This window comes from Sulfolobus sp. A20 (genome assembly GCF_001719125.1).
In the GTDB taxonomy this organism is placed as follows: domain Archaea; phylum Thermoproteota; class Thermoprotei_A; order Sulfolobales; family Sulfolobaceae; genus Saccharolobus.
Map to the genome: position 1 here is coordinate 2,037,820 of NZ_CP017006.1, position 13,919 is coordinate 2,051,738.

Below are 13,919 nucleotides of genomic sequence, written 5' to 3' on the forward strand. Positions count from 1 at the left end.
AAGGAATATCTTGAAATGTTAGATAGACTTTATACAAAGCTACCAGACAAGGCTCATAAGGTAGGTACTCAAGCCCTACCAAATTTAATAATATTAAATATAGGAAATAATACAATAATAAGGAATTTCTCAGAATATTGTGATAGGATTAGAAGGGAAGACAAGATATGCATGAAATACTTGCTAAAAGAGCTAGCTGCAGCTGGAAGTGTAAGTGAAAGGGGAGAATTAGTTATCCAAGGTAAGTTCTCATCCCAAGTAATCAATACTTTGATGGAGAGATTCTTGAAGAGTTATGTACAATGCAGTACATGTAAGAGCTTAGATACCATTTTAAAGAAAGAAAAGAAAGGATGGTATATAAGTTGCCTAGCTTGTGGAGCGCAAACGCCAGTGAAGCCTATATGAAGGTATTATTGAACATAATTAAGACCCAAGATATGACTCTAATAAACGTTTGCCAAAAGGAATTACTAGGTAAGATATTCAGAGAAGGAGATCTGGTGCTAGACGTTAGTGAGAAGTTTTATGGCGGGGAACTAGTGGAGATAGATTATGCATTTTCATTGATAGATGAGGCTACTGTTATGAGTATTGTAGGAAACGATGCGGTTGAAGAGGCTATAAAGAGGGGAATAGTTCATAAAGATTCTGTGCTAAACATAGCCGGAGTAAAGATAGCTCAAGTATATAATATGTGATACGCATGGGAAAGAAATTCTGTGTAATGTGCGGAAAAGAGGACGTAGAATTAATAGGCTCATTATGTCCAGATTGTTATTTGAAAAAGAACGAATTAATAATATTGCCAAAGAGAATAAGTGGAAAATACTGTAAGATTTGCGGAGCTCTTTGGATTAATGGTAAATGGATAAGGGACTCTAACTCTCATCCCACTAATGCCGTAGAGGAAATAGTTTACAAGGAATTGTCAAACAAAATTACTATAGATAGAAACGTAGAAGAGTTTAGCTTTAGTATAAAGAGTATCTGGAATGATCAAGGAGGTCATACTTTTACTACCGTAGAATTCAAAGGTAAATTAAAGGGAATTCCTTTCTCACGTGAGGCTATAGTGAATTTAGAAATTGAAAGGTCATTGTGCATATATTGTTTTAGAAAGAAAACGAAGTATTTCGAGGCAATAGTTCAGTTGAGGGGTAGAAACTCAATCGGAGTAGATGATAAGAAGAGAGCTTTCTTTGAGTCGTTCTTTTCTAAAGAAGTAATAGATAGCATATCTGATGTGATTGAAGGGAGAGAAGGCGTTGATTACTATTTCATTAGTAAGAGTGTAGCTAAAAAACTAGTCTCCAACATCTCAAGTATTGTTGATGTAGAGATTAATGAGAGTTATCAGAATGAAAGGGTAAAAAATGGTAAAAAGGAGGCAAAGTTAGTTATTTCATTGAGGATATGAGAATAGGAATAGACGAGGCTGGTAGAGGATCTTTAATAGGGCCAATGGTAGTTGCTGGGGTTGTGATTGATGATAGTAAAGTAAATGTTTTAAAAAGCATAGGTGTTAGAGATAGTAAGCAACTGTCTAGGCAGAAAAGGGAGAAGTTATTTAGTATTATAGTTAGCTTAGTCGAGGCATTTTCAGTGGTTAAGGTGTTTCCAGAAGAGATAGATAGATTTAACCTAAATGATTTGACTTATAGTGCAGTAATTAAGATAATATACTCCTTATCAAGTTTCTCTCCATATATTGTTACAGTGGATAAGGTTGGAAGCGAGAAACCAGTAATTGATTTGATTTTAAGGTTAGGATATAAGCCTAACGTAGTTCATAAGGCCGATGAGAACTTCATCGAGAGTAGTACAGCCAGTATAATAGCTAAAGTAATAAGAGATAGGTATATTGAAAAGCTCAAAGAAGAGTATGGTGATTTCGGTAGTGGTTATCCAAGCGATCAAAAGACTATAAATTGGCTAAAAAATGTTTATAAAAAAACTACTTTCCCTCCTCCGATCATAAGAAGGACATGGAAAATTTTACGTTCTATTGCTCCATTATATTATATAGAAAAGGAGAGTGAAAGGTTATGGTAACCAATCTGCCTGCTGAAGCTAAGGCAAAATGGTTAAAGGTAATGGACGCTAAGACCCCAGAGGAAAAATTACAAGCTCTGCAAGAATTCCTAAAGGAGGTCCCTAAGCATAAGGGAACTGAAAATCTAGTATATTGGGCAAAAAGGCGAATGGCTGAGTTAAGGGAAGAAATAGAAGTAAAAAAGAGTAAAAAGAGTAGTGGATTCTCGTTATTCGTAGAAAAGGAAGGTGCTGGACAGGCTATAATTATTGGTGACATTTCTCTCAGATCGCAGGTTATGAGAAAATTAACCAATGTTAAACAAGAATTTGGAGAATTACCTATACCCGGTATGGTTAAGTATGAAGACGTCCAAATTCAGTTGATTAATCCTCCTAAAAGCTTACCTCTGCCCAAAATAGTTGGGCTAATAAGGAATGCTGATGAGGTAATCATTGGAGTTAATAATGAAGAGGAGTTGTTAACCATAAGAAGATTTTTAGAAGATAATTATATCTTACTAAAGAAGCCTAGAGGTAAAGTAGTAATTGAAAGGACTAGATACGGGCTATCTGGTATAAGGGTAGTTAATTTAGGAAAAATAATAGATGCTGACGAAAAGGCAGTTAGAGAGTATATTGAGAGCTTCGGGATAAAATCGGCTATAGTTAAGATAATAGGAGAAGTTAGTATGGATGATATAGAGAAGTCAATATTTGAAGCTGTGAGTTATAAACCAGCTGTCATAATATCTCCGTCAAAACTAAACATTATTGATCTCCCTTGTATAACTCTAAGTCAAATCGAAGTATTACCTAAAATTATGTTTGAAATGCTTGAAATTATTAGGGTATACACTAAAGAACCTGGTGAAGATCCCACTGATGATCCGTTAATCATGAAAAGAGGGTCTACTGTATTGGATGTTGCAAAAAAATTGCACTCCTCCTTAGCAGATAATTTTAAATATGCTAGAGTCTGGGGTAGATCGGTTAAATTCCAAGGGCAAAAAGTTGGTCCTACTCATGTTCTAGAAGATAAAGACGTAGTAGAGATTCACACAAGATAATTTGTTCTATATAAATTTAAGTATATGTTTTAAATATATAGTATTAAGATGAGTGTATTTAGTAAGAAGAATAACAATAATAAAAGAGTTGGTGCTACACAATTATCTAGAATTGATTTATTATTTTATAATAGCGGTATTATTAAAAGGCTTGCCAAAAACATAGAGCCTAAGCTAATTAAGGCAGGTTCAACACAAGATCCAAAATTATTTGCTTCTCGTCTTTTCTTCATTTTAATATTTTCAATAATGATATCGTTGATTTTTGTCATCTTTTCAGTAAGATTGTTTGAATTATACCGGTTAACCCTAGAAGTTAAGTATTTGGCAGGGTTTATGGTTATGATAGTATTTGCAATAATAATACCTCCAATTAGTTATATTTCTCAGATACTACAAATTTCTCAAGAGATAGAGAATAGAAGAATAGGATTGGATAGTGAAGCACCGGCATTTTCTGCAATATTTAATGTGTTCTTAAAGTCTGGTATAAGTGCACGATTTGTTTTCGAGTATTTATCAAATTCAGCCGCTATGAGATATGCCAGCCAAATTTCTTCATACATCAACAAGAGGGTTAAATATCTAGGAGAAGGTGTAGAAAGTGCGATATCTGAGTCATTAAAAATTTCACCATCTAAAGTTTTTAATGAGTTCTTGTTAACTTATGTTACTGCTGTGAGGACAGGTGCACCTGTATTAGAGACAATGGAAGCAAAAGCCAAGGATATCTTGAAGAATATAGAAGTTTTGGCATCAACCGCTGCTGATAACTTATCCGGAGTTGCTGAGGGATTTGTAATATGGCTTTCTTCTGGTTTTATAACGTTCTTCCTTGTTATGTTGTTACAAGCTATATTTCCTAGCTTAATTGGATCTGTGCCGTTTCCGGTTATAGCTTCTTTCGCTATATTTCTTGTTCCAATAGTTAATCTAATGTTTATTTGGGTGACGGATCAAACACAGTTCCGTTTCCCTGAAAGATCATTAAAGGCGTACAAGATTTTCTACATTACTTTTCCAATAGGCATCATATTATCCTTATTAATTTTATACTTGATCAGAAATCCAATACCTTTACTTATACCCTTATTATATTTAACTGGTGGACCACAACAAATACCTTATACTATTTTAGCCTTTACAATAGGTCTGCTAGTTGCTGTAATACCGCCTGGAATTCTCGCAATGAAGGAGTTAAGAGAGGGTACTGGATATGATACTTATGTAGTATCTTTCTTGAGATCAATAGCAGAGGGTCTCAGGGCTGGATTGAACCCAGAGACCGTAATAAAAACTCTTAAGGACTCTCCTGAGATGGGCAAGTTTAGAGATGTACTAAATACGATATACGTCTATACTGTATTAGGAGTTCCGATGAAAGATGCGTTCAAGAAAGCTGCAGATAGAATATTGGATTTCTCGAGCAGAATATCTTTAATTTCATTAGCGGACATGATAGAGATTGGTAGTCTAACTCCAGAAACCGTAGAAGCTTTAGCTGATCAAGTAGATGCTCAAATAAGGATAAGAAGGTCTTATAACTCTAAAATAAGAGTGTTACTCTATGCACCTTATGTGGGAATAATATTAGCATTAGTAGCGTCAATTCTACTAGGTAATGCAATCTACACAATATTGTTAAAAGAAGCATTTGTTACTTCTTATGGACCACTTGCTGCTGCAAGAGGATTATTGCCTAAGGCATTATACGTAATCGCTATCTCATCCATATTTAATTCATTTTTAGCGGGACTTCTAGTGGGTAAAATAGGTTATGGAAAAACTGCTGCCGGCTTTATACATTCTGCCATATTGATAGTTATAACAGCTATATTGGTAATAATTTCATTGCACATATCACTAATTCCTTCTATATCTCCATCGTCGACATCTTTATAAGTTAGGAGGGAGGATGATATATAATGAGTAAGGTTTTAAAGTCATTCAGGTTTAATAGGGGGAAGAGCTCAGCTAGTGCTGTAAAGTTGGGTTTGGATCTTCCGATTACCTTATATCCCATAACTAGTATTCCAGAAGAAATAATTAATATTGTAGCTGATTATGAAATAAATATTCTAGATATAATACCTGACGATATAAAATCTAATATTATCAATAACAAGATAGAACTACTCTTACCTAATCCACATGTTTTCGTGACCTTTGACTCCGACAAAGGTATTTACAAGTATGTCGTGGTAGAGCCTCCCGTAAATAACGATATACTAAACATATACATGATCTTTATAGAAGAGATAGAGAGACAGCTCCTCTCTAGTTCTAAGACGCTTGACTTAGCTGGTGTAATATTCGAGATAAATGAGAAGAGGAAAGATCTTAATGTAATTCAAGAGAGAAGAGGAGAAGTAAACGTACTAAGTACAAATGCCAGAATAGTATTATATTATCTTCTCAGAAATATGTTTGGCTATAATATCTTAACATCACTAATTTCTGATAAAAATATAGAAGATGTGTCCATATCAGGTCTAGATAATCCTGTTTATGTCTATCATAGGAATTATGAGTATTTACCAACTAATGTTATATTTTCGAAGAACATGAAAGTATCTCCACAGCTAGATATAACTATCAACGGAGAGGAACTATTAGATCAATTAGTATTGAGGTTATTCTCTCTGGCTGGTAAAACTATTTCAGTTGCTGAACCGATACAAGATGGAATGTTGCCTAGCGGGGCAAGAATTGCTGCTACGTTTAGAAAAGAGGTATCTTATGGAGGTTCCTCAGTAGTGATAAGAAGGTTTGCTGAAAAGCCTATAACAATCCTTGATTTAATAAATTCTGGCACAATATCACCAGAGTTAGCTGCCTATCTATGGTATGCTATAGATATGAGAATGAGTTTTATGTCTATCGGGGTTACGGGAGCAGGAAAAACTACATTGTTGAATGCAGTTCTTAACATGGTAAAGGAGAATACGAAAATCGTCTCTATAGAGGATATACCAGAGATAAAGATATCTCATTCAAATTGGACTCAATTATATGCTAGACCAGCTTATGCAGGAGTTGGAAAGGAAATAGGACTGATGGATTTGCTAAAACTTTCATTAAGATATAGACCAGACCTAATAGTAGTTGGTGAAATAAGGGGGCAAGAAGCATATGTGTTATTCCAAGCTATATCAACAGGTCACGGTGGTGCTACTACTTTTCACGCTTACAATGCTGAATCAGCAATAAAGAGATTGATGAATGAACCATTGAATATTCCTCAAGAATGGATACCTATGATGAATATAATTATGACCATCAGAAGATTGCCAGTTTACATTGGAGACAAAATAGTGCTTAGAAGACGTGTGGTATCGGTTCATGAGATAGTTAGTTGGAACGATTATAGAACTGTAGTGAACTGGGATCCTAGAGCAGATGCCTTTGAATTAAAGTTAGATCAAGCAAGGGTATTGAGGAACAGAATTGAAGAGGCAGGATTAAACTTAGACGACGTAAAAGTCGAAATAGAGAGAAGAGCATTATTCTTAAAACTTTTATCTACAGCAAGGGATGTTGTGCAAAGTGAGGAAAGTTATAAGATACTTAAGAAGTACATCATAAAGTACAGTCTTAAGCCTGATGAAGCAATTAAGGAAGTGCAAGCAATAGCGAAAATAAGACCTATATCAGTAAAAAGCTGACAGCAAGTATTAATAATATAATAGAGGAGATGTCCCTGTCATAAATCGCGTTTAAATAAGATAAAGATGCTAATAATAAGCCAGTTATTTTTGCACTTATTATATAATTATTTTCACTATTATCCATTTCCTTAGGTGTGACTTTCCATCTAAATTTTATTCTCAAAAAGCCTTGTATATATCCGACCATCGAGGCTAATAAAGTAACTAAACTAGGTCTGTAATCTTTGATTTCACCTTTAACTCTTATAACTGACATGTATAACGACAGTGAAAACAGAATTGGTATCAAACATGCGAAAACATATAGATAATTAATTTTCAGTAAAAATTCATTACCCAATGATATAATAAGCATAAGTAGGAATAACGGATATATTCCCCATTGTTGAGCGTAAATAAAACCTTCTACTCCTTTCGCTCCCAGTTTGAAAAGTTTCAAGCTGTAGAAAAAGAGTTCAGCAGAGCCATAAGCCCATCTTTTTATTTGATTATATAAATCTGTTAACGTATAAGGCGCTAATGTGTATATGACAATACTGTCGATGTACTTAAATGTAACACCATTTAATGCTAGCCTAATACCCAATTCTAAGTCTTCAGTCACCTTTCCTTCTTTCCAACCTTTAACGCCTATTAGAATACTTTTCTTAATTGCCATTGCCGAACCATTTGGAAAAATTAGTAAGTTAAGAGTACTTCTGGCCTTGAATAATGTGTTCATTACAAATTCTGTAGTATTAGCATAAATTTTCTGAACTACTGTGCTAACTTCTCTAATTCTTAATCTGAAGGAAAGTGCGTCGTATGCGGAAAAAGCCGATATTTTTTTCAGAAAGTCTCTATCAACTCTAGCTTCCGAGTCTAGAAATACTAATACGTCTCCCTTGGCTAACTTTAAAGCGTAGTTTAAGGCTCCAGCCTTTCTTCCTTGATTGTTTTCACGTCTTACCATTATGAAATTATTCGGAATCTTATCTAACTTTCTACACAACTTTTCAAATTTATCTTGATTATCATCAGAAATAACAACTACATCGTAATTATCATAATCTAATTTTGAAAGGTTTTCTATCAGCCCTTTAACAGTATTCTCGTCCTCATCCTTTATAGCTACTATGATACTAATCTTTTCATTTCCCTCTTCTTTCTTTTCTAACTTACTAACATCATATTTAGTTGATATTCTATAATAAAATACTTGAAGAATTATCCAAGATGCTGTAAAAAATGAGGATATATAGAGTAGTATTTCTATAATCTCATTAACTATCATTTATTTTTCTTTCTTTCTATCGCTTTTTTAATTCTTTCCTTAGCTTCACTAGCAGACCCCCAGCCACTTATTTTCACCCACTTACCGGGTTCTAATTCTTTGTAGTGCTCAAAGAAATGTATTATCTTATTTTTGATTGCCTGAGGTAGATCATTAACATCTTTAATGTTAGAAAATGTTGGGTCTGTTTTATCTCTAGGTACCGCAACTATTTTAGCATCTTCTCCCTCTTCATCTTTCATATAAACTATTCCTACTGGTCTAGCTTCTATTACTGTTCCAGGAAGTAAAGAGTAATTACCCAATACTAATACGTCTAATGGGTCTCCGTCTTCTTCTAAAGTGTCTGGTATAAAGCCATAATTGAAAGGATATACCATTGAAGTATAGAGCACTCTGTCCACCTTTATTACCTCTTCTTCCTCATCATATTCATACTTTATGTTAGAGTTCATCGGAATTTCGATTAAGACGTTAATTTCGTCTGGAGCCTTTTTACCTGGTCCTAATTTCATTTATATGACACCATATTTACTTTATCTTCTCTACTTTTAAATCACTATTCCTCATCAAATTGATTACTAAATCCTTTATCTTATCTAATGGAGATATATCTAATAGTCGATTTATTTCTTCTTCATAGGTTTGAATTATTTCATCAACTGCATAGCCGGCTCTTCTATACCTTAATGCTTGTAAGTAGGTCGATAATCTATCACATAGTTTGGCTACCTTTGCCTCATTAGTTTTCATTTCCTTAAACTCTAAGAATAAATCCTTACCTATTCCTAACTCCTCAAACGCTTCAGTTTCTGCTTCACTTTTGTTAATTCTAATGCTTGCCCATTTTGGTAAATCTCCTAATAACGTCTCACCAACATCATGAAACAGAGCTATAGCCGAACTTCTTTCAGGATTAATTTGTATTCCCCTTTCTTTTAACCATAGAGATATGACGTAGGCAAGAACTGAGGCTTCGAAGCTATGTGAAGCTACTGTCTCTCCAATTGCTGGAGGAATACCGTTTTGCATCCATCCCGTTCTTACAAGGTTTTTAGAACCCTCTAAAAGTCTATTTAACTTCACTTCTTACACCATTTTAAGTAATTCATCTAAAGACTCGATAAGCTCATTAATATCACTTGTCCAAAACCTTATCATGGCTTCTTTTCCCTTAGTTCCAGTGTCGTATATTATATTGGGAACTTTGCCGTAATTGTTGTAAATATAATCTATAATCCATTGCATCGTCTTACCTTCCCCGTGTTTTGGCTCTAACTCTCTGTTTATTTCTAACGTATCATAGCCTAGCTGTCTAAAAATTTTCAGTAATTGTTCATCATATCTAATATTAATTAGACATCTAGCGTTTACACCCTTGAAAATTATTGATAATAACATTCTTGCCGTATGAGTTGGATTTCCGAAAACTGTTGGATGTCCTACTACTACCTTCTTATCCCATCTCCTAATAATTCTTCCCCTATACGTAGCAATATCGTTTAGATCTCTAACATATTCCGAGGGAATACTATGGGCCAAATTAGATTGTACCTCGGGAACTAGTATCCAGAATTTGTCATTTCTTTCAATGAAATCTGCAAACCTTATCATGTTTTCCATCACTTCATATTTCATTGATTTCTTCATTATTTGAGAACTAACATTTATTGGCCCTATCCCCTTACCTATGCCTAGCCCATATTCTATTGATGTCTGAAGAAATTCCCTGGCCCTTCTAAACGATTCAATTATATCTTTTGTTTTTATGTATTCAGCTGTTATCGCAGTGGAAAATGCACTACCTGTACCGTGAGTATCTTTAACGTCTAGCCTATTATAACCTACTTTATAAATACCATCGTCAAAACATAATACATCGAAACTATACTCAGCGTTTATGTGACCTCCTTTTACGACTACATAGGGTATGTTATACAATTCTCTTATTTTTTTACATGAAGATATAGCGTCCTTCTCATTTTCTATCCTCATTCCACTTAAATATGAAGCTTCAATTGCATTTGGTGTTAAAACTTTCGCTATTGGAAGTATTATTTTCTTATACTCCTCCACATCCTTTATTAGTTGCGTTCCATCTTTGGCGTACAATACAGAGTCAACTACTAAGAAATTATCCTTCAATGTATTTCTGATGACTTCGAATTGTTCTTTATTATATATCATCCCGATTTTTACTCCTTCAACTCTAAAGTCCTCTAAAAGCGTTTCTATTTGTTTCTCTAAGAATTTTGCATCTACTATCATTATATCCTTAATTCCTTTAGTGTTCTGAATCGTAAGAGCAGTTACTGCAAAAATACCATGAATACCTAAAACCTCGAATACTCTTAGATCGCTTTCCCCACCTGCACCATTACCAGTATCTAGTCCTGCTATTGACATTCCAATCGGTTTTATCATTCTTTTTTCACTCTCGTGTTTCCCGCAACAACCCAATACTCGCCATCATCCCTAATTTCTAACTTCCAAATACCTGTAGTATGTTTTACTAATTCTAGAGTTTCTTTTACTGCATCTATTGCATCTTTTCTACCTCTTCCTAACCCCATTATTAAAAGTACATCCTCACCAGGTTTCATGGCGTTTATAACGTGATGGATCTCAAGGTCAATTAGGTCCTTGTACTTTTTCTTCATTTCCTCCTTTATTTCACTAAACCTTTTCTTAGTGTATTCTTCATATGCTTCATATACGAGCTCATATACCTTATGCCCTTCAACTATTCCCTTAACGAAACCAACGTAAACCACTAGAGAACCTGCCTCTGGAGGAGCCTTGCTTCTAAACTTTTTTATCTCCTCTAAGATATCTATCTTATCATTTCTCAGATCTCCACCTGAAGGAGGTGGCAGGAACGCTATTTCATCCCCTTCTTTTATTTCTGAATTTCTTGTTGATCCATTAATTAATACTGTAACTCTTATTCCGTTTATTCCTTCTTTTACGTATTTACGAAATTTATCCCCGTACTTATTGCTTAACTCGTCTATTATACAATTTATCTCACTACATTCAGTTTCCATTTCTTCCATGGACTTACCTGTAATGTCCTTCAAGAAGGCGAAGTACATTATTTTTACTTTCTTCATTCACTCACCCTATAAATAAGCCTTTTATGTAAATATGAATGAAAACGAGCTAATAGATTTAATATTTAATCATGAGTATAGGTCTTATAATGGTAAGAGTACTAACGAAGTGTTAAAAAAACTTGATGAAATAGAGAAATTATTGCAGTATCTAATTAAAATCTCCGGGGAAAGAAATTATCAGCAGAAAAACAGCTTTTGTGAGCAAATTCTATCATCAACATATTTAGTAATAGAGGAGAACCAAAACCTAAGGCTAAATAGTAAAAATTATTTTAGCATGAAGTTAGATAATAGCAGAACGTTAGTAACTTTCATTGATACAATACAGCTGTTAAATATGTACTTTAATGTATATACTGATGACGATAAATTGGAGAACAATTTGCCTGGTAGACTACTTCCCTTATTTAGATTTCTGAGAAGGAATGGTTTGATATATTTTGATCACAATTATAAAAAATACATGATGATTGATTATAAATAATTTTTATATGTACAAGATGTTCATAATCGAATTTTGTATTAAAGATTGATTTATTGCCCTTTGTAGTGCTGTTCTTAAAGCCTGCTTAAAGTTGGTGTTGTTTACGATATCTCTAGCTGAATAGTCAAGCTTAGGTGAGTTTAGAATAGTCTTAACTAAACCATCTATTTCAGAATCGAAACTATAATGGATTAAGTAGTCTGTGTACGTTGAAATCTTTTGATTAAATAGTAATTTGTTTTGACTTATCTCATTAAAGAATTGCTTAACCGATGGGGTAGAATTTAAATTTCGAGTTAACTCTAAGCCTATATATTTTGAAATAATTGGTATGCTTAACAAGGTAAAGTATTGTTCGCCACCTAATTTCCACATTATTACCTTCTCTGCTATCTCGTCAGCGCATTTATTGAGAGCTTCTTTTACGCTATTAACAAGTAAGTCAAATATTAAGCTCTCATCATACTGAGATTCTCTGCTGATTTCTTCAAACTTTGTTTTCTCGGACACTGCAGAATAAACCGATACAGTACCAAATTTCCATGTCGAGAACGGGCATACTGTTAAGAAACCTTTCTTTTCTGCTCTCAGTGGATTACCTTTATATGTTGTCAAAAATAGTCCTGCACACTCGTTGAACTTTGAATCATATCCTAATTTCCTTGCCCAACAACCTAAATGTACTTCTTTATCTTTAAGATCACCTTTAATAACATCATATGCAAATACTCCCTTAGAATGACTAAACTTGTTGTACACATATAATCCTTCGGGGCATAAAAAGTAGATTCCTATTGCGTTATTTTCAGTCTTTAACTCATTTATCCTCTCGACTTGTTTTTTCGCTCTCTCGTAGTCTGCAGATAATAACGCATCAAATCCACAACATATTCCATTTATTACTTTTATTCTGGGGGATAATTCAATGGATATTTTATCACCATGAGTTAGAAGATAATTCATAAACCCCTCTACACTTAATGGATCGTACTTTGACGCACATCCAACAAATAGTAAAAACACTGGTTTATTCTTGTATTTATTATCCAAAATTTTTTCTAATTCATATATTGAGTTAGGTAATTCACTCATTTCTATGTTATATTTTTCTTTAACTGAGCTTATCGTTGGTAAGACCTCAGTAATTTTAGATATACTAATTCCTACTGGGCAAGATAGTTCGCAAGGAGTACATCCAAAACATGCTTCAAAGACATTATCGTTTGTTAATAATCTGTTTATTCTTCCTAATGCGGAGAAGATAATGTTATTTGTAGTCCTATATGATAAACAGCTATCTAAACATAATGAGCAATTAATACATTTACTTGCATCAATGAATAAATTCTTATCTATTCCTTTCTCCCTTATCTTAACATTGTATTTTTTAAAGTTGTCAATTATCGCTCTGTGAAGTTCCTCATAATCTTTAAGGTAAGGAAACGGTGTTACGTCTCTATTTTTCCTTAAGTACTCAAATAGTTCTTCTAATCTACTTTCTTCAATTTTTCCTATTAAAACCTTAAACTTGGCTGGAGAGTTATAATTTATAATATAGCCTAACTGTACGTCAATATTAATCTCAATACTTTTCTCAAAAGGAATTTTTAGTACGATGGGGACATAATCTCTTTTAAAAACATTCATAATGTTTATCTCCATCTCGTGTATAACATCTTGCGTAGACTTTATCTTAACTGGTTCAACGTTTAGTATCTTTCCGTAAATTGAGGGTACAAAGTATTTTACCTCTCCACCATTATATATTACAGCCGACCATGCGAATTTACTCTCAGTTTCTATCTCTATTACTTCTGGATACTTCACACCTAATATTCTAGCTACCTTATAATCTATTAATTCATGTACAGTTTTACTATTTTTGACGAAACCAAATTTGTAACTACCAAATCCGGAACCGTTAAGGGCTATAAAGCCTCCAACGGTTCCTTTTAAATATAAGGGAAATAGAGCAGGGAAATATCCCGTTTTCGAAAGTTCTTTGATTAGGTTCTCAAAGGTAATTCCAGCTGGAACTTCAAAAATCTTATATACGTTTTTCCCCTCTACCTCTCTAACTAATGTATTATCATCAAACCTACTTGGAGCATGAATTACCTTCGGATTAGCATACTTTAAAATATCACCATATAATCCGGTTAATCTACCAACTATTACTTCAGAACCCTCTTTAATCTGGTATTTTTTGACATCATAACCTCCAATAACTGCTCTGCTAAATACTGATGCATCTAGTAACACTACTCTTCATAA

The 13,919-nt window shown here is 33.8% G+C and carries 14 protein-coding genes; 8 read left to right on the top strand and 6 right to left on the bottom strand.

Annotated features, from left to right (window positions below; genetic code table 11):
* Positions 1–15: 15 nt before the first annotated feature.
* Genes BFU36_RS10595 through BFU36_RS10625 form a run of 7 tightly spaced genes read left to right on the top strand, consistent with a single transcriptional unit; the run spans position 16 to position 6,769 of the window.
* Complete coding sequence (locus BFU36_RS10595) at positions 16–408, top strand: translation initiation factor IF-2 subunit beta (protein WP_231961303.1); 393 nt, start codon at positions 16–18, stop codon at positions 406–408.
* Positions 405–701: a DUF424 domain-containing protein gene (locus BFU36_RS10600; protein WP_069283999.1), complete on the top strand. Its 297-nt coding sequence runs from the start codon at positions 405–407 to the stop codon at positions 699–701. Before BFU36_RS10595 ends, BFU36_RS10600 begins: the two co-directional genes overlap by 4 nt.
* 5 nt (positions 702–706) lie before the next feature.
* Entirely contained in the window at positions 707–1,420 is a 714-nt protein-coding gene (locus BFU36_RS10605) for a 60S ribosomal export protein NMD3 (RefSeq protein WP_069284000.1), read from the top strand.
* Positions 1,417–2,055, top strand: a complete 639-nt coding sequence (gene rnhB, locus BFU36_RS10610; protein ID WP_069284001.1) for a ribonuclease HII — start codon at positions 1,417–1,419, stop codon at positions 2,053–2,055. The genes BFU36_RS10605 and rnhB overlap by 4 nt, the downstream gene beginning before the upstream one ends.
* Positions 2,049–3,104, top strand: coding sequence for a TGS domain-containing protein (locus BFU36_RS10615; protein WP_069284002.1), 1,056 nt, complete (start codon positions 2,049–2,051; stop codon positions 3,102–3,104). Before rnhB ends, BFU36_RS10615 begins: the two co-directional genes overlap by 7 nt.
* 48 nt (positions 3,105–3,152) lie before the next feature.
* Entirely contained in the window at positions 3,153–5,006 is a 1,854-nt protein-coding gene (locus BFU36_RS10620; RefSeq protein ID WP_069284003.1) for a type II secretion system F family protein, read from the top strand.
* A gap of 23 nt (positions 5,007–5,029) precedes the next feature.
* Complete coding sequence (locus BFU36_RS10625; protein WP_069284004.1) at positions 5,030–6,769, top strand: type II/IV secretion system ATPase subunit; 1,740 nt, start codon at positions 5,030–5,032, stop codon at positions 6,767–6,769.
* Here the strand turns inward: BFU36_RS10625 and BFU36_RS10630 are convergent.
* Genes BFU36_RS10630 through BFU36_RS10650 form a run of 5 tightly spaced genes read right to left on the bottom strand, consistent with a single transcriptional unit; the run spans position 6,750 to position 11,158 of the window.
* A complete protein-coding gene (locus BFU36_RS10630) occupies positions 6,750–8,045 on the bottom strand; it encodes a glycosyltransferase family 2 protein (protein ID WP_231961136.1) in 1,296 nt (431 codons plus the stop codon). The two genes, BFU36_RS10625 and BFU36_RS10630, sit on opposite strands and share 20 nt — an antisense overlap.
* Positions 8,042–8,560, bottom strand: coding sequence for an inorganic diphosphatase (gene ppa, locus BFU36_RS10635; RefSeq protein ID WP_069284005.1), 519 nt, complete (start codon positions 8,558–8,560; stop codon positions 8,042–8,044). The genes BFU36_RS10630 and ppa overlap by 4 nt, the downstream gene beginning before the upstream one ends.
* Positions 8,561–8,576: 16 nt before the next feature.
* A complete protein-coding gene (locus tag BFU36_RS10640; protein ID WP_069284006.1) occupies positions 8,577–9,131 on the bottom strand; it encodes an HD family hydrolase in 555 nt (184 codons plus the stop codon).
* 3 nt (positions 9,132–9,134) lie between these two features.
* Positions 9,135–10,469, bottom strand: coding sequence for a bifunctional hydroxymethylpyrimidine kinase/phosphomethylpyrimidine kinase (gene thiD / locus BFU36_RS10645; protein WP_069284007.1), 1,335 nt, complete (start codon positions 10,467–10,469; stop codon positions 9,135–9,137).
* Positions 10,466–11,158, bottom strand: a complete 693-nt coding sequence (locus BFU36_RS10650; protein ID WP_069284008.1) for a MoaD family protein — start codon at positions 11,156–11,158, stop codon at positions 10,466–10,468. The genes thiD and BFU36_RS10650 overlap by 4 nt, the downstream gene beginning before the upstream one ends.
* Before the next feature lie 34 nt (positions 11,159–11,192).
* Here BFU36_RS10650 and BFU36_RS10655 point away from each other — a divergent pair, with 34 nt between their 5' ends.
* A complete protein-coding gene (locus BFU36_RS10655) occupies positions 11,193–11,645 on the top strand; it encodes a hypothetical protein (RefSeq protein ID WP_069284009.1) in 453 nt (150 codons plus the stop codon).
* A 3-nt stretch (positions 11,646–11,648) separates the two neighbouring features.
* Here the strand turns inward: BFU36_RS10655 and BFU36_RS10660 are convergent, their stop codons facing one another.
* On the bottom strand, positions 11,649–13,907 hold the full coding sequence (locus BFU36_RS10660) for a 4Fe-4S dicluster domain-containing protein (protein ID WP_069284010.1): 2,259 nt from the start codon (positions 13,905–13,907) through the stop codon (positions 11,649–11,651).
* Between the last annotated feature and the right edge of the window lie 12 nt (positions 13,908–13,919).